Below are 24041 nucleotides of genomic sequence, written 5' to 3'. Positions count from 1 at the left end.
CCGCCCCGAATTTAGCCCTTTACAGAGCCAGCTGTCATCTGCATGAACGATTTATTAGCGAAAATATAGACAACAATCATTGGCAACATGGACAGACATGCACCCGCGAGCATCAATTGAGGTTGCGCCGCATCGCCGATACCATATTTTAGCCCCGCCAATCCTACGGTGAGTGTCTGTAATTTTGGCTGTGTCATGGTAAAAACCAGCGGCAGAATATATTCGTTCCATGCTCCGCGGAAGGTCCAGAGCGCCGTGACTCCAAGGGCGGGTGTCAGAAGCGGTAAGATAACTCGAAAGTATACGCTATAGAAATTACAGCCGTCAATAAAAGCAGCCTCATCCAGATCCTTCGGAATCGCTCGTACAAAACCAATCAACATAAAAAATGCCGTGGCATGCGCACTAATCAGAATAATAATGACACCCCATAACGATTTCTGTAGATTAAGCGCTACCATAAGGTCAAATTGCGGCCGAAGCACCACAGCACCGATCGAGATGAACAGCGTGCAGGACTGAATTACAACATATATACGTTTCCCGTAAAAATCGACTCTCGCTACCGCATATGCGGCCATCGTTCCAATGAATAGAGTGCCTAAGGTGGTAAAGATACTGATAAACACACTGTTCCATGTAAAGCGGGCAAAGTTAGCCGAATTCCAAGCCTGCGCGTAGTTTCCAATCTGCCATGACTTAGGCAGCAAGGTGGTTCCTGTCGTCAACTCCAGATTGGTCTTAAGGGATCCGAAAAAAGCCAGAATAATCGGAAACAACGCAAAAGCCGCCACTATAAGTAGAAAAATCCACAGCAAGGTCCGGGACAGCACCGCTCGGGTCTTGAAGGACCGGACAGGCTGGACCGAAGTGTTCTTCGTCTCCGCATGTAATGTACTCACTGTTCATTCTCCTCTCTTTTAATAGATATCATTTAGCTTTTTAGATACATAAAAGTAGACTAAGGTAATCAGACCTACAATAACTGCTGTGGCAAAACCAACCGCACTACCGTAGCCAAATTGCTGAATGCTTGTACCTCCACTGGATACAGGGAAGAACAGCTTATACAGGTACAGGTACATAACTTCCGTCTTGCCATAAGGACCGCCTTCGGTAAGCACCATAATACTCTCGTAGCCTTTTAGGGAGGCGGTAATAGCGAGCATAATGATCATTTGCAATACAGGTCCGAGCATGGGAACGGTGATGTTCCACATTTTTCTGAAAGGTCCAGCTCCATCTATAGATGCCGCCTCATAGAGATCCTCAGGAATGTTCTGTAAACCAGCGATAAAGAGCAGCATATAGTTACCGATAGCCCCCCATATCGCAATCATAATAGCGGTTAGTAAGGCATATTTCGGCCCTAACCAATCTATCGGAGCGGAAATAATTCCAGAGCCGACCAATAGCTGGTTAACCATCCCGTTGTATGAATTAAAGATAACGTAGAATACGATGGCCATAACCGAAGCACTGATTACGGTCGGCATAAAGTAAATCGCTCTTAGCAGCTGCCGCCCTTTCAAAGCACGATTGAGGACAACCGCCAGTAAAAATGATAATGGCAAGGTGATGAGCAGCTTGCCTCCAGCGTAGATAAAGGTGTTGACCACTGACTTCCAGAATTCCTTATCCCTTAATAAGCGCTCGAAATTCTCCAGTCCGATAAACAGGGGTTCGCCGAAACCCTGGTAATCATAGAACATGTACTTCAGAGCCCAAAAGATCGGATATACTCCAAAAACCAGCGTCAGAATCAAACTGGGAGCAACGAAGGTCCAGGCGTTAATTTGACGTTTTGATAAATTCATTTATTGTTCCTCCTGTCCATTGGACTAAGCTTATGTCCTTAATGATAATTCTATCCGTTCGTAACGGTTAGGGAGAAAGCGACTGCGCTTGGGGGAGAATTTCACTTTTTCAGTTGCTTTGTCCCCTTTCCTTCATTTGTTTATCTATCCCGTCCTTCGTAAAGCCACGTTTATACTAATTAAGAGAAAGCTCACCCACGAACCATGACTACTTTACAAGGAGGTTAGAACTACCGATGATTTCAGCATATGGTGGCGGTACACGCCCCTTCGGATGTTATACCGAAGGAGAGCTTGAGGGCATACGCCTTAGAATCGAACAGCTTCCCAAGGTCCGGCAAGAGTACGAAAGACAACAACAGCTGTCTGAACAATTTGCCAGCCGAGAAGCTGCTGCGCCCCTCCATAAACTCGGGGTGTTCCGGGTAGAACCCTTTGTTTTTAAAACCCCTCCCAGAACGGCCTTCCTCAAGCTTTCTGTACAGATTCGGGGAAAGGGCACGGCGCGCATCGGGGGCTTGCGTCTGACTCATTCGCAGCTTGGCTTGCCGGTTGAACTAGCGAATGGCGGTCTAGAATCTGGGATGCTGGGGTGGAGTCAAGACCGAGAAAACGGAAGCACAGTATATCTAGAGAAATTGGCCAGCTGGCAGCAAGGTCTCCAGCCATCTGGTGTAACCCCATCTGGCGCTAGTCTGGCAGACGATTTGCAATGTATCTGCATCAGTAATGAGGAAGTGAAAGGATTGACAATCCTTCATTATGGAGAGACCATACCTGTATATGAAGGTGATCATTACAGCGTGCAGACGGCGCTCAGTCTGGAAGCTCCTCTAGGCGAAGGAATCTGCATCGGGGTCCATTTTCTAAATGCTGCGGGGCAGCCGTTAGGAACTGAGCTGCTCTCCCCGCTTTTTAATCGGCCGACACTTACCAATTGGGCCTACCTGCTGGAGGCTACGGGAGCGGACGCCAATATGTATATGATCACGGGTGAAAGTGAATTTGCGGTTCGAGCCAAGCAAAAGCTCCAGTACATGCTTGCCGATATGCGGGTAGGCATGGATATTTTCCGTAGAGACGGCTGGCATGACGATGATACTTACGGCGCGGTGCATATCGGGAGGGGGCTCGCTGCTGCTTCGGTAATCTACGATCAGATTGCTGGCAGCAGTGTATTCCTCACTGGAGAAGAAACCGAACTTCTCGCTCATTTCCGCTATATCGCAGACATGATGATGGATACCCACTACTACCGGTTTGATCTAGAGACCTTCCCAGATGAAAAGGGAGGAAAACGCAGTAATTGGAATGCCGACCGGGCAACCGGACTGGGTGTATATGCCCTCCTCTTTCCCAATGAAAAACAAAGTGAGGCATATCTTGATCATGCCCTCTCTGTCATCAACTGGCAGCTGGCAGAAGTGGTTGATTCAGACGGCGCATGGCCAGAAAATATTCGCTACCATGGCGCAGTATTGCATCGCTATTTTCTCTTCTTCGTCCTATTAAAGCGTTTGAAGGGCATTGATTATTTCAAGCATGAGAAGGTAAAGGGCATGTACCGTTTCCTAATCGGAACAGTGACTGCACCAGATATTATTCAAGGCGGCTCTTCTGGCTCCCCCATCCTGCTTACACCAGCCGTCGGCGATGCCAATGTGCAGGAAAAATGGTTTCGCCTGCTTGGATATGCGGCCCCATTCTATATGGACGAAGACCCCCAGCTTGCCGGGGAAATGCTCTGGACGTGGAAGCACGGCGGAGAACCGATTGAGGATAGTGGCGCATTTCCTCTGCCTCTGGTCGCGCTGTTATATCCACAGCCCGATTTAGCAGAACAAAGGCCTGCACTCGACTCCGTACATTATCCCGATATCGGTTATGTCATCTTCCGCAACGGAGAACAGAACCTTCAGCATTATGCAATCTACGAGGCGTCTCCGCTGACTTATCACGCTCATCATGATGAAGGGCACTTCTCCATCTGGGCAGATGGTGTTCCAGTAACCCTTGATTCTGGAACGGGAGGTTATTATAACGGGGATCGGCATTGGTATGTGTCCAGCGCAGCTCATAATGTTGTTCAATTTACCGATTCATTCGGAAATTTTGCCAATGGGCCACTGCAAAGCACATGCAAGGAAGTACGCTTTTCAGAAGAGTTAGATCATGCCAGCAGTCTTATTCCAGAGGCTAACGCCAGGGAATATGAGCGGAATTTCTTGTTCATTAAAGCAGGCTTTAACGTCTACTTGATATGGGATCGAATTGAGGGAGCATCGAACAGCGTCTGGAATCTGCATACACTCAGTACTGATGCAAGTATAATGGAGCAATCCATTGATGCAGCTTGCCTGAACGGCAAGCACCTAAGCGCTTATATCGCCGAACCAGAACTTCCAGTGATTACAATGGGAGAAGGCGCTGTAGCCGGGAATTATCCGCTGGCAGAGCAGCAACATTTTCGTGTTTATGGTGGTAAAAGCGATTACGTCATTCTGCTTCATCCCCGGACAGAAGATGCTTCTTCACTACAGCTTGAACAGCTTGATTTTGAAGAGGCTATCGAAGGAGTACGCTTGTACAGAATATCCCGTACGGATGGGAAATGGTTTATCGCCGCCATCAACGGCACCAAGGAGGAACACCTTGTTACTGTTCCGGGTCTCGGACCGCTTAGGCTGTTCGGAGAACCTGAGTCAACATCCGGGCAACCTGAAGCAACCCAATTAAGAATTGAGGCAGGCAGAATTCACATCGCCATGCCCCGATAACTATATACAAGGAGGAAGATTAGAACATGAGCAATCTTGGAGTATGGGAACCAGCAGAACCGGGAGTTAAACGCTGTATCTTGAACGCTGCAGCCAGTCTGATGATGATGGAGGTTCATTTCGAAAAGGGAGCCGAGGGCTATGAGCATAGCCATCCTCACGAGCAGATGAGCTACTGTCTGCGTGGAAGCTTTGAATTTCGTATTGACGGCGAGAAGCATAAGGTAACCGCGGGGCAAAGTATTGCCATACCGCCAGATGCAAAGCACGGTGTAACCGCATTGGAAGCAGATTCTGCGCTGCTCGATGTCTTCACACCTATCCGCGAGGATCTGCTGAAACGCTAATAAATATATATCTGGCAGCAAAAAAAGGCCCAATCATTCCATTTCAGAGGGAATGATTGGGCTTCTGTTATTTTTCAGCTTGGTACCGTTCCACCTCAAGTGATGCTAATAACAATGGAGCGACGCCCATAGGCACATCCGACAATACGTCCTCAGAGATATAGTAATCGTATGAGCCATTACGGTCTTTGCTCAGACCCGCTCCATGACAGATCTGGTGCAAGTGCACACCTTGTTCATCCTCTTCAGTCAAATGCGTCAAAATGCCTTCATACCCTTGCAACATCGCCTCTATAAAAGAGGATTCCAGATAACCTAATCTTAGTCCCTTAGCCATCGCATAAACAAACATGCACGAGCCGGAAGCTTCAAGATAATTGCCTTTTCTCCCCGCTTGATCTAACACCTGGTACCAGAGGCCAGTCTCCTTGTCTTGAACCTCCAGAAGCGCGCCGCACATCCGCTGGAAAATGCCAATGATCGTCCCCCGCTGCGGATGAGTGAGCGGAAAATGCTCCAGGCAATCAACCACAGCCATCGCATACCAGCCCATCGCCCGGCTCCAAAAATGAGAGGACAATCCGGTAGAAGAGTCAGCCCATTCCTGCTCTTTGGATTCATCCCAGCCATGATAGAGCAAACCGGTCCGTGGATCACGGGTCCGCCGCTCAACCAGCAGCAGCTGATGCGCCGCTTCGTCAATCAGTTCAGGTCGTTGAAAAACCTTGCCGTATTCCGCTAGGAATGGCGATGCCATGTACAGCCCGTCCAGCCACATCTGGAAAGGGTATACCTTCTTATGCCAGAATCCCCCTTCGGAGGTGCGGGGATGTCCAATAAGCTGTGCGGCCAGCAAATGGGCTGCTTCAGCATACCGTTCTTCTCCGGTTTTCTGGTATAGCAAGAACAGGTTTTTCCCCTCGTTAATCTGGTCCAGATTGTATTCTTCCAGCCTGTAGGTACGGATGGAACCATCCTCTCCAATAAATGTGTCCATATGCCGCTCCATAAAGGAGACATACTCAGGCTGGTCGAGCTGAACACCCGCCCGGGCCATTGCCATCAGCAGCATGCCCGGAACATAAGCCCATCTTTCCAGCACATATTCATGCTCTCCCTGCTTGTTGCACCCTCCAAGAATCGTACTCGCGATTTTACTGGACAAGCGAACGGTTGTTGCTTCAGTTATAGACATCCTTATTCCTCCTTCGTTTGTCATCCATATGAAGTCTAATCTTATGCTCAAGTGAGCTGCTTGCGCAGCCAGGCAAAGGCTGGTTCACCATGAATCTCATGACCTCCGGTGAAGAAGTCCGCTTCTACCTGTCCGATATGATTCGCCGACCTGTAAATCGTCTGCAACTGGGTTAAAGCTAATTTTGTTCCGCGCGGGCCAAACAGATGATCGGCATCTCCCGATTCGAGGAACAGGCCACGAGGGGCAATGAGGCCCAGTAGGTCAGGCATCTCCGCTTCCAGCAAAATCCCTGGAATATAATTATCAAGGCAATGATTGCGTGTCAGAATACTGTCTGCGAAAGTATTGGCATACCCGCTTACGACCGCACAAGCGATTCGTTCGTCAAGTGCAGCTGTGAAGCCAGCCACCAGTCCCCCGCCGGAAATACCCATAATTCCAATTCGTTCATCCTTAACTTCTTTTCTTGTCTGCAAATAATCCAGTGCCCGCATGGTTTCGTAGATACGGTAGCCGGCCATTGTCTTCCCAACCATCAACAATGCGGATGACAGGCGGAAGCAGGAATTACGTCCAGGCTCCCCGCTTGTTAGGTCTTCTTCCAATCGTCTGTCCCCAAAGCCGAGCAGCTCCGGGGCTGCCACTACAAAGCCCTGTTTTACCAGTGAAACAGCGAAGTCTTTGTGCAGCCCGGGATCTCCCTGCCGATCCGATCCGTCCGGGTTCAAGCCTACGATCTCCCGGCTTCCATAGCCATGTCCATGAATGGCAAGAACGGCAGGAACAGGGGTAGAGAACGGCTGATCCGGGATCAAAAGATACAGCGGCATGCGCAACCCTTCATAGGTAGTTATCTCTATACGTTCACGGGTATACCCGGAGCAGACGGTTCGTTCCAGCAGAACCGGTTGCAGCTCCTCAGCTATTTCTGGAAAGCCACCTAACCGCTTCGTAAATGCTGCGCTAAGCTCATCACGCCATTGCTGAAAGGGTATGTCTTTGCTGAAAGCCGAGTTACGTTGTGCTGAACCAGCTAGTTCTTTCATGTATTGTTCCAGAGGCTCCATTCGAAGTGCTCCTTCCTTAATATCCTTCAGGATGCCAGCCATCAAGCACGGTCAGCACCCTATACTCCGCAGCTTCCTGTGGAATCAGCTGCCGCGACCATGCAGCTCTGGCTTCGGGATTGGCTCCCGGTCCACTGCTGCCATATTCTTCATAGCGGCTAGTTTCCTCCCTGTCCGGCTGCCCCCAATTATGCCAGCCTTCGCCGATAATCGAACTGTCTATGACCGTGCGGATAAAAGCCACATGTGCATAAGGGCGCCAAGGTCGGCCAAGATACACTTCACTTACACCTTGACCGCCAGTAATTTCACAATCGAGGAATACATAACCAAACGGTGCGCCTTCAGGCGTTGATGCGGCTGTTATATATCCTCTGGAACGTTTGTTATGCAGCCGGCAACGTTCAAACAAAGCCGTAGCCGCGCCAAAAATATAATCCACATCGCCTTCAATGTAACATTCGTTATAATATTGCTTTCCTTGCCCTGTATACAAAGTATCCTGATCACCCAGCAGGCGTACACGCCGGAATACAGCATGACCAGCATCAACAAAAGCAGCCACCGCCTGACCAGTGCCGGGACCTGATGCATTTCGAATGGTCAGATTTTCAGCGGTGAAATGCTCAGCGAATACATTCAGGGTACCGGATTTGAACGTGCCAATCGGCTCTCCGTCCGGACCTAAAGTGTGCGCGTTGTCTGACCAGGTAATGATGGTGGAATTCGTGTCTTCCCCCAGTAGCAGAACCGGAGGCGTTCCCTGTTTCACTGTAATTTTTTCCTCGTAAATGCCGGGTTTAATACGAATCGTCACTTCTTCCTTGTGTTCCTGTGGAATTGAATCCAACGCTGCCTGTAGACTACTGAATCCTTCGTCGACACTCTTAGAGACTGTAATTAACATCTGCGGCTCCTTTCCTATCAACCTGAGTTTATTCTATAATAACCGTAACGCTTCGTAAGAGAAGAGGAGAATTATGACTAGCCTGACTAGCCCCAATCACAAATATCATATTGAAGAAGACCGCTACAGCATCCAGCATATGAAACGTAAAGGCATCACTGCTATGCCACGTCCCCACAGCCATGACTTAGCCGAGCTGTACTATCTGATACAAGGGGAGCGGGTATACTTTGTGGACGACCGAGTCATTACGGTTCATAAGGGTGAGCTTATTCTTATTTCCGGCCGGGAGCTTCATTCCACAGCAAGCTCGGAAGTAGCCGAGTTCGAGCGGATTCTCATCAACTATGATCCTGCTCTTCTACCGCCATCCCTGCAGAATGAAGCCATCTGGTTTCATGACCGCGGGTACCGCTTGTTCAAGCTGACCCTGCGCGAGCAGGACGAAGCGGAAATCCTAATGAACCGGATGCTGGAAGAATGTCGGTTGCAGCGCCCGTATTACGAAACCAGCGTAATCGCTTTATTCTCCGAGCTGATGATTCTCCTCCAGCGTTCAGAGAGTATCTCACAAGCTGGAGGGACGAAACATCCGCTCCATCATCTAGTAACGGATGTAGCCACCTATATCCGTGATCACTACCGTGAGGCCCTTACTCTGGAAGAGACTGCGAGTAATTTTTACATTAGTCCTTCATACTTGAGCCGGGTATTTCACCGATTGACGGGTTTTCACTTTCGGGAATACATCGTTCATGTCCGCGTAAGGGAAGCCGAACGGCTGCTTGTCGGATCTACAGGCAAAATCCAGGAGATCGCCTCCGCTGTCGGATTTGAACATCTTTCCCATTTCAATAAAACATTCAAAAAATCAACCGGTCTGACCCCGCTCCAATACCGAAAAGAAGCAAGGTCACACCCACGGAAGTTCAAGACGGATTTCCATCATCCATAGAATTTTTTATCTATCTGTAATCGTCAAATCTTCGGAATGAGTGAGCGTGACGTGGCTGCATCTATGCGCTGTTATCTTCGGCATTTGCGAAGTCTGCAACCGGATACGATCCAGCGTGAGCCCCGTGGCATGCCGCAGCACAATTCCCCGATCACTCACTGCGTGGAATTTTTCGATGGTTAGATCAGCAAGCGGCATCTCCGGCAGCCCGTTAACCAGTAGAGCGGTTGCCGCACCATGGCACACAATATTCTTCAGGGTAATCTTCCGAAATTGCGGAGTCTCCTCTGTAACCGAAAATAACTGCTCGTCATACCCTTCCGATCCTTCAACCCCTGCATAGAACATATGAAAGGATACAGCTTCATGGATGATGCCAGTCATGTTGATATTCTCCATTAAAATATCCTCCACCACACCGCCTCTTCCCCGGGTGCTTTTGAACCGCAGGCCAATGTCCGTGCCGATGAACAGGCAGTCGCTAACTCGAACTGCATGGACACCTCCGGACATCTCGCTGCCGATCACAACGCCTCCATGTCCGTGATATACCGTGCAATTCCGGATGGTAATATACTGGCAGGGCATTCCCCACTTACGGCCTTCCTCATCCTTGCCTGACTTGAGACAGATGGCGTCATCACCCACATCAAAGCTGCTGTGCTCAACTAGAGCATGCGTGCAGGATTCCAAATCAAGGCCATCCCCGTTCTGCGAATACCAAGGATTACGTACCTGAATATTTCGTACGGTAATCTGCTCGCAACCAATGGGATGAAGACACCAAGCAGGTGAATTCTGGAAGCTCGGCCCTTCCAGCAGCACCCGCCGGCAATTGCGCAGGCTAAGCAACGTCGGACGAAGATACGTACGAGCAGGCAGATAAGCCTCCATACTAGTTTCTCCCTTGTCCCACAGCTTCCGGCAGAAGTCCTCACCTTCCATGGCTTCCCGGGAAGGCCACCATACTTCGCCCTGCGGATCAAGCACTCCTCCAGATTCGATCAAACGCTCCCATTGCTTCTCGGTCATCTTAAACCGCTTCACTGGGCGCCAACCTTCGCCACTGCCGTCGAATATTCCCTCACCGGTTATTGCCACATCGCTTAAACCTTCTCCATCGAGCGGAGCCTGACAGCGCCAGCCGGCATTCCCCTCATAATGGGAAGAAAGTAACGGATACAAGGTATGATCAGGGTCAAACTGCACCAATGCTCCCTTGTCTACATACAGATTAATTCGACTATGCAAAGTAAGGGGTCCTGTACGCCAGATGCCAGCTGGAATAACAACTTTTCCGCCTCCCGCCGCAGCGCAGGCATCCAGTGCAGCCTGAATAGCAGAGGTACATAGCGTTAATCCCCCCTCTTCTGCCCCATAATCCGTGATTGCAAAAGTCCGTTCGGGAATCTGGGGAAGCTCGGGAATCGGATACGTGTTAGTTACAAGATTGCTGCTCATTGAATTTCACCTCCTCCTATTACTCAAGTCCTTCATAGCTAAACCAGTCGAAATCGGCATAACTTTCGCTCTTTGCGCCTTGAGAGCTTGTGTACATCCCGAGGTATGCTCCTGTGAATCCTCCGGCCAGATCGGTGCTGAGCACTCTGCCATCCGTCCGTTCACAGAAGGCTGTCCACTTGGCGGCTTCAGAAGCTCTGTAATAGAAGCTATACTCTTGTCCTCTGGCTTCCACCTTAAGTTGTACCTGATCCTGTAGATAGGGCACTGACGCCAGCAGCTGCTCGCTGCCACCCATCCGATGAATCAGCTGTAATACACGTTCGCCTGCCTCTAGCCCCAGTTCATAACGGAAGTGGTGATCCGCATTTTGGAGGAGAACAAGACCAGCTACTTCCCCTTCTGCAGCGGGATTAAACGTCATGTCAGTTGCCGCTCTGAAGCTCAAATGCTGCTGGCGTCTACCGATATAAGATGGATTGGCAATCTCCGAGAGCCGTTCTGGCTTCAGGCGAAGCCGCAGAACTCCAGGCTTGTCGGTAAGACTCCAGAATTCACCCCGCGGTGTCCGCAGGAAATTCCAGATCGGTGCCAGCTCATTACCTATAAACTCATCGCGCGCAGGCAATTCCGGCCATTTTGTCTCTGGCAAATCCGGAGCCTCCGTCTCAAATTCCAGCACTCCTTTGCCAGGATTGACCACAGGCCATTCATTCTCCCAGATTACCGGTGTCAGGAAGGTTTCACGTCCCAGATTGCGGTAATAACCACCGCTGGTTCGTGAAGCCAAGCAGAACATCCACCAGTCACCATGCTGAGTCTCCACAAGCTCTCCATGACCCACATTAACAATAGGATACGCTCTGCCAAGATGGCGATGCGTCAGAATCGGATTGGCTTTATGGCCCTCATAAGGACCGGTCACACTCTTGCTTCTGGCAATCGTAATCGCATGAGTATGCCCGGTTCCGCCCTCGGCAATCAGCACGTAATACCAAGCGCCGATCTTATAAATATGCGGTCCCTCTTGCGCATGAGCTACCTTGAGTGCGCCTTGCCAAATACTATGCTTCGGACCGATTAGCTTCCCTTGGCTGAGATCAATCTCCTGCAGCCAGATATCCATATGCTTCGGATAAGCCTGCCCTTCCGGCGGAACACGGTTGCCGGTATAATACACCTTGCCGTCTTCATCGAAGAACAAAGAGGAGTCAATACCGGGTGCATCCTCCAGCCATACAGGGTCAGACCAGTCTCCGGCCGGATCGGTTGTTGTTACATAAAAATTATGCTGGTTCTTGTCATTGTCAATAAAAGTGGTAATCATATAGAAAACTCCCTCATGATAGCGGAGCGTCGGTGCCCAAATACCCATGGAGGGAATCGAGTGATCCAGATTGAGCTGGGACGGGCGGTCCAGTACATGGCCAAGCTGGCGCCAATTGACCAGATCCTTGCTGTGGAAGATAGGAACGCCTGGGAAAAATTCAAAGCTTGAAGTCACAAGATAATAATCTTCACCAACACGGATAGCGGAAGGGTCAGGATAAAATCCCGGCAGCACTGGATTGCGGAATGTTCTCATTAAAAGTAATCCTCCTCAAAACAATTCAAATGTAAGCACCACCAATTATAGTTCGTATAAGTTTAACTTTCTTGTATTTTCTATGTTCTATTTCTTCATTTTTATACTTTCATGCTATATTGCCCATATTTCACTCCTTGTCAGCGAATAGCCTTTCCCTCTAGAATGGGTGTAATAGGATTTACCTGAAGGGGTGAGCAGCTTGGGAAAAAGAAAGAAATTGTACTCCCGCTTTTTTATGAGCCTAACCGCGATTTCAGTTTGCTGTATTCTAGTACTGGCTGTAGTGATCTTTTATTGGTACCGGAATATTACGATAGATAATGTCAACAAGGCGAACCAAAATGTACTGGTGAATACTGAAACCGTTTTTACAAACTATGAAGAGATCGTCCAGAACTACGCTATGGACTTCTATAGGAATCCAAACATCAACGCGCTCATGATGAATGGCGATACCAGCTGGAGCGACCAGTTGTACAGTGCCTTAAGCCAAATCCGCGGAGCATTGGTTGTGAACCAATATATGGAGAACGCCTACATCATGGGAGTGGATGAGCCTGTTGCCATGTTCGAAAACCTTCCGCTAAGCCCTGAATCCAAGCTGGAGCTATTCTCGAGAATGCGGGATAACATCATTGTTGAATCACCGTTTCTGTGGGAGGCAACCTTGAATAACGGTACCCCCATTACCCTGCTCACCGTGTTTTATAATGACCGGGCGTTTGCGGATAGCGAATATAATGGTGCGGTAGCACTGACCGTCAATTTGGGAAAGCTGCAGAATAATCTGTTTACGCAAAAAGAAGGCGAAGCCACCCGTTACGCTGTGCTTGACGGAAAAGCATCTGTGCTCATGCACAGTGCATTATCTGACATCCCTCTGGAAGAGGGCATGTTAAAGCAGGTGGTGTCCTCCACCTCAGAAAGAGGCTCTTTTGTCTATAAGGGAGGTGAAGAGCCACAGCTGATTACCTATGTATATTCTGCAGCGGACAAGCTGTGGTTTGTGTCGGAGACTTCCTACAAGGATAGCATCCGTGATATCTCCAATGCCCGTAATCTGATGACTGGCCTGTGCTTGGCCTTGATTGCCGCCGCATCTATAACCGCCAACCTGATCTCGCGGCGGATGTATAAGCCAATCGGCCGGCTCTTCGGCAATATCGCTCATCTATCTGGCAATGAAGAAGCGCTGAAAACCGGTGGCGATTTCGATACCGTAAGCCAGGAGCTCGAACAGATTGGCGTTAAGCTGGAGCAGCTAAAAAAAGAAAGCGATGATAGCGCCTTGATGCGGTGGCTGCTTTCCCCGCAGAGAACACCAGAGAACAGCGGGACACCCCTGATGAGCATAGCCGCTTCTGGGGGAGCATATTGTGTATGCGTACTGACCACTCTGGAGCCCGAACAACCTGAAGACTCCGACTTCCGGCATACTTTTGAGGAAAACATACAACAGATTGAACATGCCTTCTGTGAACTTGCAGCCATTCAATCCTTCCGCCCACATCAAGGCACTGCTGTACTTATTCTGAGCGAGCTTCACAGCGGCAGCTTCGGCGATTACGCTTTGTACCGCGGTAAATGGGAAGAAACCGCCGCTCAGCTACAGCTTTCCGGAGCCTGCTGCGCCTTCGGAATCAGCGGGCTGACGGATGATTTAAACCTACTGAGGGCTAAATACAATGAGGCTGCGGACAGTCTGCAATATATTAAATTTCATGTGCAGCAGAACATCATCTTTGCTGATGATACGATCCACCTGAACAGCAGCCCAATGCCCGACAGTGCCCTTGAACCGGTACTGCAAGCCGTTAAGCAGACGGAACTCTCGAACCATATTCCGCAGGCAGTGGAGAGATTGCTGGCAGTAGCCTGCAGTTACCGCGTCGAGCCTGCCACCATCGCTTTATCGAGACTGGTCTTTGAACTCAGTCGCACGGCTGAGCTTAATGCAGACGTCCAGCATTCCGGCTTTCTAGATAATTACCAGCATATCTGGCAGATCCAAAGCTATGACAAGCTATGGAATTGGATTGTAGACAGCTGTTATACCGCCCACGAGCGTATTGCCAGCATGAGCGCTGTACAGACCAAGAGCATTGCTGGTGAAGCCATTTGTTATATCAGAGATCATTATGATGACTCCAGGCTCTCCCTTAATGCCCTTGCTGACAAGCTATCGCTAAGTCCCGCTTATCTCAGTAGACTTATTGCCGACGAAGTAAACTGCAGCTTTCCCGATTTCGTTAACCTGCTGCGTCTGGAGCAGGCGCAGATGTTATTAGTCACTGAGCTTGGCTTGGATATCCGGGAAATTGCCGAGAAAGTGGGCTACAACAGCAGCACCTATTTTACAACCCAGTTCAAAAAGCGTTATGGGGTTACACCTTCTAAATGGAGAATGAATCATATTTTGCAGAAACAGAATCTTCCTGATTGACCCGCTAAAAGTAAGGAACAAAGGGGATGTCCCGGCAGCATTTTCATAGCCGGAGACATCCCCTTTTTGACTTTCAATGAATAACCCTCGCGCCGGCCTATACTATGAAATCCCCCTTTAAATCAGGCTTTTGAGCACCCTAAAAACAAAAAAGTTCTGTCTTTTTCGTTTTTTTAAGCTGCCCTTTTCCGCTTTTTTTAACTTTTTTTCGTTTATTATGATAGCGTTTACATTCCGGGCGGATTTATGATTTTCATGTAAAGCGTTCTCCTAAAACAAGGGACGGAAATGACAACGCTAGTATAAAGGAGTGAACTGTTAATGATGCAAGAGGCTACATCGAAGACACAAGGAATGCCAAGTCCGGGAATCAGGACGGCCAAAGCCAAGAGCTTCCGTAAATCCCTAAGGAAGGACAGCTCGCTTTATTTGCTCGCTCTTCCGGGAATCATCATTCTAATTCTTTTTGCTTATCTGCCGATGAGTGGTCTGATTCTCGTCTTTAAAAATTACAACTTCAACGACGGAATCTTCGGCAGCCCGTGGGCCGGCTTCTCTAATTTCGAGTTTTTCTTCTCTAGTATGGAAGATTCTCTTAGGGCTACACGTAACACGGTGATGTTAAATGCGCTGTATATGCTAACCGGCACGTTTTTTTCAGTGGCCATCGCCATTATTCTAAATGAGCTGCGCAGCAAATGGTTTATCAAAATCACGCAGAGCGTCATGTTTTTCCCGTATTTTATTTCCTGGATTATTATCGGAGCCATTCTGTTCTCCCTGCTGGATTACGACAAAGGCATTATGAACCAGTTGCTCCAGACATTCGGCTTCTCCCAGGTTGACTGGTATTCCAGCCCTTGGCTGTTCGTAATCATTCTCGTGCTAGCGAATATCTGGAAAAGCGCTGGTTACGGTGCCATCATCTATTATGCGGTGCTGCAAGGCATCGACACTTCCTATTATGAAGCTGCAAGAATCGATGGTGCCTCCAGATGGCAGATTATCACCAAAATTACGGTGCCCATGCTGATTCCGTCGATCATTCTGATGACGCTGCTGGGCATCGGGGGCATGCTGAAAGGCGATCTCAGTATGATTATGGGGGTAACGTTCCTGAATCCGTTGCTTCTGCCGACTACCGACATTATCGATGTGTATGTATACCGCACAGCCATCCGTTCCGGAGAATTCGGCTTTGCTTCAGCCATCACGCTCTATCAATCCGTCTTTGGTTTCATTCTGGTGCTGGTGGCCAACAAATTAGCCGGCTGGTATGACAAAGACAGCAAACTATTTTAGGAGACTGATAAGATGCAATCTACCGAAAACAAAGGCCTGCTCATTTTCTTTTACATCTGTATTGCCGTATTTTCCGTAATCTGTCTAGCACCGTTTATTCTGGCAGTATCCGGCTCATTATCTACCGAATCCAGAATCGCCGCGGAAGGCTATTCGTTCTGGCCCAGAGGCTTTACCTTTGAAACCTATGAATTCCTGTTTGGCTCGAAGGCACAGCAGATTCTGCGGGCGTATTCCATGTCGGTGATCGTTACGGTGCTGGGTACCGTGTCGGCCGTATTGGTGACCACCGCTTACGCTTATGTCATTTCCGTTAAAAGCTTCCGGCTCAAAAATTTCTTCGCCTTCTTCGCCTATTTTACAATGCTGTTCAGCGGAGGAACGCTGCCTTGGTATCTGCTTAGCACCAAATACTATCATTTGGGCGATACGCTCATCGGCCTGTTCATCCCTTATGTGCTAAGCGTCTTTCTGATGTTTCTCATGGCTAACTATTTCCGCAGCATCCCGCATGAAATCGTGGAATCTGCGCAAATCGATGGTGCCGGACATCTGCGGATCTTCTTTAGCATTATGATTCCGCTGGGCCGCGTCGGACTGGTCACCATTTCGCTCTTTTACGCACTGCAATTCTGGAATGACTTCTATTTGCCACTAATGCTGGTAACCGATCAGGATCTCTATACGATCCAATATTTGATGTACAACATGATGGCGAACATTCAGTTCCTGGCTTCCGGCAATGCTGCTCAAGTTGGTGGAGCTATCATTGCACCGCCACTGGAGACAGCCAAAATGGCAATGACCTGTCTGACCGTTTTGCCAATCGCCATATTATATCCTTTTCTCCAGCGCTTTTTTGTCAAAGGCATTATCGTAGGTTCAGTCAAAGGCTAATTTCCAGCAAGGATGCCATATTATGTTCGGTTGCACCGGGTTTATGCTCCCCTACTTCTTGATGTACAATGGGACTTAAGGGAGCACGGCCTTTGCAATAGATGCCTCAAACATTATGATTCTATTTCAGGAGGGTTCATCATGAAAAAGAAAAAAGGTTGGTTAAGTTTGCTCCTCGCTGCGGTGTTCTTGGTAAGTGGCTGTGCTCAGGGCAACAATGAAAGCGCTCCCCCTAGTTCTGGAACTGGAAATGAAGGTACCTCTTCCTCTACGGATAGCGGTAGTAAAGACGGCAGCGCCTTGGCTCCTGCCAAATTGAAAATTGTGCTGTACGGGGATGAGTCCAACCGGATGAAGGAACTAGCGAAGACATCGTTCTACGACACTATTAAGAAAGAAATCAATGCTGAGGTTGAATTCCAGTTTCTTCCTTGGACCGAATATGGCGGCGGTAAAACTGATTTAATGCTGTCTACGGGAGAAGACTTCGCAACTTATACAGATGCCAATTACATGGTAAAATCTGTGGCAAAGGGGCTTTATGCCGACCTCACTCCGTATGCCGATGCAGCCGCTGATTTGAGTAAAAATGTGGACGAGGCCTCCTTCAAAGCCTTTCAGCTGGAAGGCAAGCAGTATGCGATCCCCGTCGGCAACAAACCGAATTCTGCGGAATTCTACAGTGCGCTAGTTAGACAGGATTTGCTTGAAGAAGCCGGCATGACACAGGTCACTTCACTGGGAGAACTAGAGCAGTTCTATGATAAGGTCCATGCCATTCATCCCGAACTGATCGGGTACGCTAACACCGATGCACGCAGACTCCTACAATATAATTACACGGACAAAAACCTCTATTGGCAAAATGATTTTATTGCCCTGGATGAGTCTGTGAAGGATGATCAAATTATTAGCTGGTTTGAAACCGAAGAGTTCAAGAGTTATGCGAACCTTATGCACGGCTGGTATGAAAAAGGAATCATTCCAAAATATGCCGCCACCAATGTCCCACAGCTGCAGTCTGACTGGAACTCCGGAAAAGCGATGTTCTGGGCCGGAACAGCAGCACGCCCATTCGAAGGTGCGGCAACCATCTCACAAGCAGTGCCTGATGCCAAACTGGTCAACTATTTCCTCGGCAGCGGCCGTCCAAAAATCAGCCGCGGCACTTACAGCACCGCCTTTTTTGTCTCCACCGCAGCTAAAGACCCTGAACGTTATATTATGTTCTTCAATCTGCTGCAAAAAAACCAGGAGCTGTACGACTTGTTCGCCTACGGGATAGAAGGAACTGACTATACGCTGGATGAAAAAGGGCGTTTGACCAAAATAACCACTGATTCGCTGATTCCTGACTGGCTGCTGATGAACAAAAACTTCATGCGTTTCGATAACATGGTACCGGATGAGTTTATTGCAGAATATAAAGCTTGGGACGATGGAGCCATCATTTCCAAAGGTGCCGGCTTCAACTTTGACAATACACCCGTCAAGAATGAAGAAACGAAGCTGAACGGTGTATTCACTGAATACCTCGCTCCGATCGGCAGTGGCTTCAGTGATTATGACACCGCCTTTCCCAAAGCGCTAGACAGACTAAAAGCAGCGGGAATAGACAAATATATCGCTGAATACCAAAAACAATTTTCCGAATGGTACGCTAAGCAGCAGTAAGCACCGCCGCGGCAATTATCATACAGCTCAAGAAGCGTGTCTCCATTAAGGAGCACGCTTTTTGGCCTTCGAACGCCGTGGTGAAAGCGGTATAATGGCCAACCTTGAATCAATACGACGGCGAGCAGGATAATTCAATCAAAATGATTACGTTTGGGGAATTTTCGTTGCTGATACTCTTAGAATTATTTTCAAAGTAACTTGAAGGATAAGAGGGAAACTGCTCATTGGTTAAAAGCGCAAAAATAAAATTTAAGCGGCATTTTATACTGGAGATATACTCGTTATAGTTTAATACTATAAACATTATTCTTATTATATATTAGACCAATAAACGCCAATAGCGCTATTATGTGATTTATAATAATAACGTGGAGGGATGGTCTGATGTCTATTTATGATTTTCAAGCAAAGTCAATTCATGATGAGCCTGTTGAATTGTCCATTTATCGCGGGAAAGTTCTGCTTATTCTGAACACTGCCAGTAGGTGCAGCTATTCTCGCCAATTACCTGATCTCCAAAAAATTTACGAAATTCACCATGAGCAAGGGTTTGAAATACTTGGTTTTCCTTGTAACCAATTCAACGAGAAAGAGCCAGAAAGCAACTCGGAAGTACATAAATATTGTGAGAGCAACTTTGGAGTTAAGTTTCCATTATTTGAGAAAGCTGAGGTTAGGGGACCGTCTGCCCATCCTTTATTTCAATATCTAACACAGCAAGCACCATTTCAAGGATTCGATACTGAGACATCAGGCGGTAAATGGATGCAGGATTTTCTGCAGGAAAAGTATCCGGACATATATGCCGGAGATGGGGTTAAGTGGAATTTTTCAAAGTTTTTAATCGATAGAAACGGTCATGTATACGGTAGATACGAAACAACGACTGAACCCTTTGACATAGAGCCATTTATTGAATCACTTCTTTTAAAGTAAATGAATCCGATTGGTAATTTAACCAACAGAGAACGATAGTTTAACATAAAGGGTTTACATATTAGGCATGCAAAACATTTAGAACCCTTTATATTATTTAAATTTCATTTCTTACTTTGATTAAATAATATAAAGTCAGAATAAATTGTATTAATAAGATAAGATATAAGCCAATAACCAGTAGTACATAAAGAATTGCCTGTCCTCCACCAATAGAAAAGACTATACCTATAACTAAAAACATGTTTTATCGGATTACTCCCTTTATTTATGTATATATCTTTGCTGCCTGACGACGATACCGATTTCTTTCAACTGAAGCACCATCTTTTTGACTTCAATAAAAAGACAACCTTCTTCAAGAAGGTTGTCTCTTATGTGATCAAGCGCTTGCTTGTAAGCTAAGCAAACTCCCCATCGTAAGTTCTTATTCACTAATCGCTGCGTTATCGTATAAGTCAACCAATTCGTCGAAGGAGGTAATAATGACATCAGAGCCCTTCAGCTCATCCTGACGTCCGAAGCCTGCATAGGCGCAGCCGATTACGGTCTGGCCATTTCCTTTACCTGCCTGAACATCAGAAGAACGATCCCCAACCATCCAGGCACTGCTGATACCATGATTATCCAAAAGAATACGTAGCAGCTCGGTCTTAGTCGCAGTGCCTTGACCTCCCGCACTATACAAGCCTTCGAACAACGCCTTAAGCTCATGCACCACAACGATGCTATGAATGTAATCCTCCAGCCCGTTGCTAGCCACAAACAGCTTCACTCCGCGCTCTTTAAGCGCTGTCAGTGTCTCAACCACCTGTGGATACAGTAGTGTGCCTCCGGCTTCAAGCCCTTCAATCTCCAGCTGCAGGAGCAATTCATCCGCCCGGCGGTGCACGGCTTCATCTGCTTCAGGCATAACATTCTTCCAAATGTCTGCCAGCAACATCCCTAAGCAGCCTAGAATACGTTCTTCTGGTGGTGTAGGTCCTACGTATAGTCCCTCTTCCCGCAAAATATCGAACATTTTATGATATGCAGGCAATAAAAGACTTTCAGTCTGGAACAATGTTCCATCCATATCAAATACAATCGCTTCTGGCTTGTTCAATTTCGCATGAACCACGTTTTGTTCCGTTCCATGTACTTCGTTACTCATCTGTTGTTCCTCCCCATTCTGTTCTGCTTCAGGTAAGACATTCATCTGTGCGATATTTCCAGTACAAGCCCTATGATATATGAAATCGCTTTGTAATGTCCATGCTCTTAACTTTTTCTGTTGCAGTTTATATTTCGTTATGCTATATTTCAATCTGTAATATTACAACTTGAAATATAAAGGAGAAATAACCATGTCAAATCAATTAATCATGCGCTTCCTCAAGCAGCCTGCTACCATCATTGGAATTATAACTGCACTGTTGTTCCAAGTTTTTTTCAGCTTAATTTGGATTACAGGGTACGATCATGTAACGGATCGGGTAGATCAGCTGCCCATTGCTATTGTTAATGAGGATGGTACAAATGCCCAGCCTATAGTCGATGGGATTGCAGGATCACTTCAGTTCGTAACCAGACAGGATCTCCAACTAGAAAATGCAAAAGAAGCACTTGAGCATAGAGAAATCCGCATGATTATCAATATTCCCCAAGGGTTCACTGGACAGATCAGTAATCCATCTGCAAAGACTGAACTCCACTACTTCTTAAATGAATCTAATCCGCAGATGGTCAGCAATGTGATGCAGTCGGTAGCACTTAAAGTCACGGCTGCAATGAACACTCAAAGCAGTAATTCAGCACTAAGCCACACCTTGGATGCTATGAATCTGCCGCAGGCACAAGCGGAGATCATCAAAAGTGCTGCAAGCAGCCGCATTTCCGCCAACGTCGAAATCATTAACCCTACAACTAATTTTGCACAAACTATGGTACCCTTAATGATCGTTACCGCCTCATTTACCGGTGCTATGTTACTCGCGATGAATCTCCATAAAGCTTCCTCCAACTTGTCTGGACAATTCAGTAAATGGAATCGCTTTGCAGCCCGATTTGTCATAATGGGTGGAACGGCTGTGCTTATCTCACTAGTGGGAACTATCATGGTTAACTCACTCGGTATCCACTCTAATCGTGGCTTTCTGCTTATGTGGCTGTTCGAGTTCACGGTAATTCTCTCCTGTATGATCCTTGCTCAGTTTAGTCTGCTGCTCCTAGGGGATGCTGGCGGCTGGCTAAATATTGCGCTTCTCTCCATGCAAATGTTAGCGTCCGGAGCAACTATTCCACGCGATGTGCTTTCACCTTTTTATAACTGGATCGGTCCCTTTTCGCCCGCTTACTATGCAGTTAATGGTATGCTCGACCTGGTTATCGGGGGTAACGGGGTATGGAAGGATATGTTCTATTTACTCTGTATTGGGGCAACAATTGCTGTATTAAGCGTACTTGTCACTTTCCTCCGTAAAGAAACTCGGATCTCACGAGAACAAGAGCCCGTGCCAGTAAATGCGTAATTATACAGTTTGCCACTCCGGCTATGCCATTTCAAATTGAGAGCGATATGCAGTTGTGATATGGTAGGAAGTGAAAGAAAGGAGCGGCAATGATTTATGAACATACAAGATGTTATTCTGGGGATTTTAAGCGAAAAACCTCATTCTGGTTACGAGATAAAACGACATTTCGAGGAATACTTCTCATTTTTCTTCGATGCCAGCTATGGCACGATCTATCCTACCCTAAGCAAGATGGAAAAGCTGAATCTGATCACTAAAGAATCTGTGCGACAGGAAGGCAAACCCGACAAAAATGTATTCACCATTACCTCTGCCGGCTTGGATCAGTTCCACGCTTATCTACAATCACCAGCCGAAAAAGATGTTCTGCGTTCTGACTTTTTTATGCACCTGTATTTTGGGGAAAAGACGGACAAAGAGAACATAGATAATCTGCTTCGGCAAGCATTGATAGAAAAGCAGGCAATGTACGACGATCTGGAACAGAAGTTGAACCAGCTAGATTACAAGTTATCTTCCTACCAGAAGTTGTGCATGGAGCTAGGCCTCGTACAATATGATGCTTTTATCAAAAAAATCCAAAGTGTGCTAGAGTCTAAATAAAACCCGCTTTCCAAAGTACACCATAAAAAAAGAACCAGTATTACATGCACATCTTGTGCTTGTAATACCGGTTCTTTTTTTTGAAATCATATGTGGTATATGGATTATGCTCTATCAAAGCTTGCAATAAGTTCATCAAGAACATCTTTGCTTACCATTTTACCTTTGAAATTGATCAGGTTTTCTGAGCTTCCGGAGAAGATACAAGTTGGCTCATATTTTCTAAGGATAATCTTTTCAGCGTCTACAAAAATCTCGAGCGGGTCTTTTATGTCGATTCCCATTGTTCTACGCAGTTCAATAGGAATTACGATACGTCCCAATTCATCCACTTTTCTTACTATGCCTGTTGCTTTCATCATCGTACATCCTCCCTTGAAGTCACATTTATAATCATTCTTGCTAAAAGCTATGTACGCTTCTATATGATAGTAATGATTACGCTACTACCTAATTCTAAAGTTCTATTCATTTCCTGTCAATTATTTTTCTACATTATATGATATTATTCGACAAAATTTCGACAATGTATGATATCTGTTGAGCACCAAGATTTGAAGCCATGTCAGAACACAAAAAAATAGGGGCTTCTCTGGAATGTCGAAATTCACCCAGAATGTAACCCTACTTGATGACAATTCTACCCTAAAATACCTTCGTTAATCTATTTGTAAATCTTGTCACTCCGCTTATCTGCAATCACAGTAAGTAGGAAATTGTCGAAAACTAGCAAGAACGCTACTCCGTCATTTACCCAGATGTTTAGTAAGTCAAACTTAAATGTGGACTTTTGGTGAAAAAAAACAAAACCGCCTAAGAGGTCACAAACGCATTGACCCAGGCGGTAATTATGATAAAAAGTTCTTAATCATTTAATTAACAGTTTTTTTTCGCAGCATTGAATCTAGACTAGCTTGACGGATACTATTTAAATTCATGCTATCTTCTTCTTCGCTGCCACTGGATATTTCTGTGGGTAACCCAAATTGTGATATGGGATCATTACTGCTTACTTTATTTAACGAGTCCAATTGGTCTGCACGCTTCTTTTTGTCTGCCTCTACTTCTTTTTGAATCTTTTCCCGCTCGGCAGGTGTCAAGTAATCACCAATCACCCAAAATGTAGCTGTTCCATCCGGATGTATAACGACACCACTGACATCACCGGGTTTATCATTAGCACTGGAAGTAAAATGATCCTGTATGATCGCTTCTACTTTGTTTTGCAGTTGTGGATCTGTTGCCGACTGATTCAGTATATTTGGAGCAATGGTTACATTTCCTTTGCCTGCACAATTGGAGTAAACACCCTTTACCGCTTCTTTGCTCTTGGGTATAGCTTGCACGTTGATCTTAATGTCGAATTTTTCTTCCAAATGTGTCAAAACCGCTTCTGCATGGGTTGTCGATAAGACATCTTGAAAAGAAATCTCTGAATTCTGATTTTTTGGGCTTACTTTTGTTGTTTCCACACGATTCAGGCTACTGAGTGAAGCTACATTCAACAACTTAAACCAACTCCCTTCTTCTTTTTTCCTGTAGAATGCGGCAAA

The 24041-nt window shown here is 46.8% G+C and carries 20 protein-coding genes; 10 read left to right on the top strand and 10 right to left on the bottom strand.

Annotated elements, in window-relative coordinates:
• Positions 1-11: 11 nt before the first annotated feature.
• The gene (locus tag NSQ55_RS09110; RefSeq protein WP_254847647.1) at positions 12-833 is read right to left on the bottom strand and encodes a carbohydrate ABC transporter permease; all 822 of its coding nucleotides are present in this window, start codon (positions 831-833) and stop codon (positions 12-14) included.
• 87 nt (positions 834-920) lie between these two features.
• Positions 921-1817 carry a sugar ABC transporter permease gene (locus tag NSQ55_RS09105; protein WP_036683990.1) on the bottom strand — a complete coding sequence of 299 codons (897 nt, stop codon included), beginning with the start codon at positions 1815-1817 and terminating at the stop codon, positions 921-923.
• Positions 1818-2053: 236 nt separating this feature from the next.
• Here NSQ55_RS09105 and NSQ55_RS09100 point away from each other — a divergent pair, with 236 nt between their 5' ends.
• Both NSQ55_RS09100 and NSQ55_RS09095 read left to right on the top strand, forming a co-directional pair.
• The gene (locus NSQ55_RS09100) at positions 2054-4594 is read left to right on the top strand and encodes a heparinase II/III family protein (RefSeq protein WP_339172727.1); all 2541 of its coding nucleotides are present in this window, start codon (positions 2054-2056) and stop codon (positions 4592-4594) included.
• Positions 4595-4620: 26 nt separating this feature from the next.
• Positions 4621-4941, top strand: a complete 321-nt coding sequence (locus NSQ55_RS09095) for a cupin domain-containing protein (protein ID WP_036683993.1) — start codon at positions 4621-4623, stop codon at positions 4939-4941.
• 67 nt (positions 4942-5008) lie between these two features.
• Here NSQ55_RS09095 and NSQ55_RS09090 read toward each other — a convergent pair whose 3' ends face one another.
• Genes NSQ55_RS09090 through NSQ55_RS09080 form a run of 3 tightly spaced genes read right to left on the bottom strand, consistent with a single transcriptional unit; the run spans position 5009 to position 8113 of the window.
• On the bottom strand, positions 5009-6136 hold the full coding sequence (locus NSQ55_RS09090; protein ID WP_076278570.1) for a glycoside hydrolase family 88 protein: 1128 nt from the start codon (positions 6134-6136) through the stop codon (positions 5009-5011).
• A gap of 47 nt (positions 6137-6183) precedes the next feature.
• A complete protein-coding gene (locus NSQ55_RS09085; RefSeq protein ID WP_076191420.1) occupies positions 6184-7206 on the bottom strand; it encodes an alpha/beta hydrolase family protein in 1023 nt (340 codons plus the stop codon).
• A gap of 16 nt (positions 7207-7222) precedes the next feature.
• On the bottom strand, positions 7223-8113 hold the full coding sequence (locus NSQ55_RS09080; protein ID WP_076191130.1) for a pectinesterase family protein: 891 nt from the start codon (positions 8111-8113) through the stop codon (positions 7223-7225).
• A 73-nt stretch (positions 8114-8186) separates the two neighbouring features.
• On the opposite strand from NSQ55_RS09080, the gene NSQ55_RS09075 reads away from it, so the two are divergent.
• A complete protein-coding gene (locus tag NSQ55_RS09075; protein ID WP_076179655.1) occupies positions 8187-9068 on the top strand; it encodes an AraC family transcriptional regulator in 882 nt (293 codons plus the stop codon).
• Between the two features lie 6 nt (positions 9069-9074).
• Here the strand turns inward: NSQ55_RS09075 and NSQ55_RS09070 are convergent, their stop codons facing one another.
• Positions 9075-10529: a glycoside hydrolase family 28 protein gene (locus tag NSQ55_RS09070; RefSeq protein ID WP_339172724.1), complete on the bottom strand. Its 1455-nt coding sequence runs from the start codon at positions 10527-10529 to the stop codon at positions 9075-9077.
• Positions 10530-10548: 19 nt separating this feature from the next.
• Positions 10549-12114, bottom strand: coding sequence for a glycoside hydrolase family 43 protein (locus tag NSQ55_RS09065; protein WP_339172722.1), 1566 nt, complete (start codon positions 12112-12114; stop codon positions 10549-10551).
• A gap of 202 nt (positions 12115-12316) precedes the next feature.
• On the opposite strand from NSQ55_RS09065, the gene NSQ55_RS09060 reads away from it, so the two are divergent.
• From NSQ55_RS09060 to NSQ55_RS09040, 5 genes are all read left to right on the top strand, one after another.
• Positions 12317-14560, top strand: a complete 2244-nt coding sequence (locus NSQ55_RS09060) for a helix-turn-helix domain-containing protein (RefSeq protein WP_339172720.1) — start codon at positions 12317-12319, stop codon at positions 14558-14560.
• Between the two features lie 321 nt (positions 14561-14881).
• Complete coding sequence (locus NSQ55_RS09055; RefSeq protein ID WP_339172717.1) at positions 14882-15862, top strand: ABC transporter permease subunit; 981 nt, start codon at positions 14882-14884, stop codon at positions 15860-15862.
• Positions 15863-15874: 12 nt separating this feature from the next.
• Entirely contained in the window at positions 15875-16759 is an 885-nt protein-coding gene (locus NSQ55_RS09050) for a carbohydrate ABC transporter permease (RefSeq protein WP_248547635.1), read from the top strand.
• 141 nt (positions 16760-16900) lie between these two features.
• Positions 16901-18433 carry a DUF3502 domain-containing protein gene (locus NSQ55_RS09045; protein ID WP_339172713.1) on the top strand — a complete coding sequence of 511 codons (1533 nt, stop codon included), beginning with the start codon at positions 16901-16903 and terminating at the stop codon, positions 18431-18433.
• A gap of 387 nt (positions 18434-18820) precedes the next feature.
• The gene (locus NSQ55_RS09040) at positions 18821-19372 is read left to right on the top strand and encodes a glutathione peroxidase (protein WP_076308246.1); all 552 of its coding nucleotides are present in this window, start codon (positions 18821-18823) and stop codon (positions 19370-19372) included.
• A gap of 427 nt (positions 19373-19799) precedes the next feature.
• Here the strand turns inward: NSQ55_RS09040 and NSQ55_RS09035 are convergent, their stop codons facing one another.
• Positions 19800-20525, bottom strand: a complete 726-nt coding sequence (locus NSQ55_RS09035; protein WP_076184256.1) for an HAD hydrolase-like protein — start codon at positions 20523-20525, stop codon at positions 19800-19802.
• A gap of 193 nt (positions 20526-20718) precedes the next feature.
• Between NSQ55_RS09035 and NSQ55_RS09030 the strand changes: the two genes are divergently transcribed.
• Complete coding sequence (locus tag NSQ55_RS09030) at positions 20719-21882, top strand: ABC transporter permease (RefSeq protein ID WP_076124849.1); 1164 nt, start codon at positions 20719-20721, stop codon at positions 21880-21882.
• A gap of 96 nt (positions 21883-21978) precedes the next feature.
• The gene (locus tag NSQ55_RS09025; RefSeq protein ID WP_036684013.1) at positions 21979-22488 is read left to right on the top strand and encodes a PadR family transcriptional regulator; all 510 of its coding nucleotides are present in this window, start codon (positions 21979-21981) and stop codon (positions 22486-22488) included.
• 104 nt (positions 22489-22592) lie between these two features.
• Here the strand turns inward: NSQ55_RS09025 and NSQ55_RS09020 are convergent, their stop codons facing one another.
• Together NSQ55_RS09020 and NSQ55_RS09015 are read right to left on the bottom strand one after the other, a co-directional pair.
• Complete coding sequence (locus NSQ55_RS09020) at positions 22593-22850, bottom strand: AbrB/MazE/SpoVT family DNA-binding domain-containing protein (RefSeq protein ID WP_036684015.1); 258 nt, start codon at positions 22848-22850, stop codon at positions 22593-22595.
• A 510-nt stretch (positions 22851-23360) separates the two neighbouring features.
• A complete protein-coding gene (locus tag NSQ55_RS09015) occupies positions 23361-23996 on the bottom strand; it encodes a DUF6033 family protein (RefSeq protein ID WP_339172706.1) in 636 nt (211 codons plus the stop codon).
• Between the last annotated feature and the right edge of the window lie 45 nt (positions 23997-24041).

The organism is Paenibacillus sp. FSL H7-0943, assembly GCF_037963265.1.
Classification (GTDB): domain Bacteria; phylum Bacillota; class Bacilli; order Paenibacillales; family Paenibacillaceae; genus Paenibacillus_AQ; species Paenibacillus_AQ odorifer.
The sequence above is the reverse complement of the archived record's forward strand: the minus strand, read 5'-3'. Positions and strand labels throughout refer to the sequence as shown.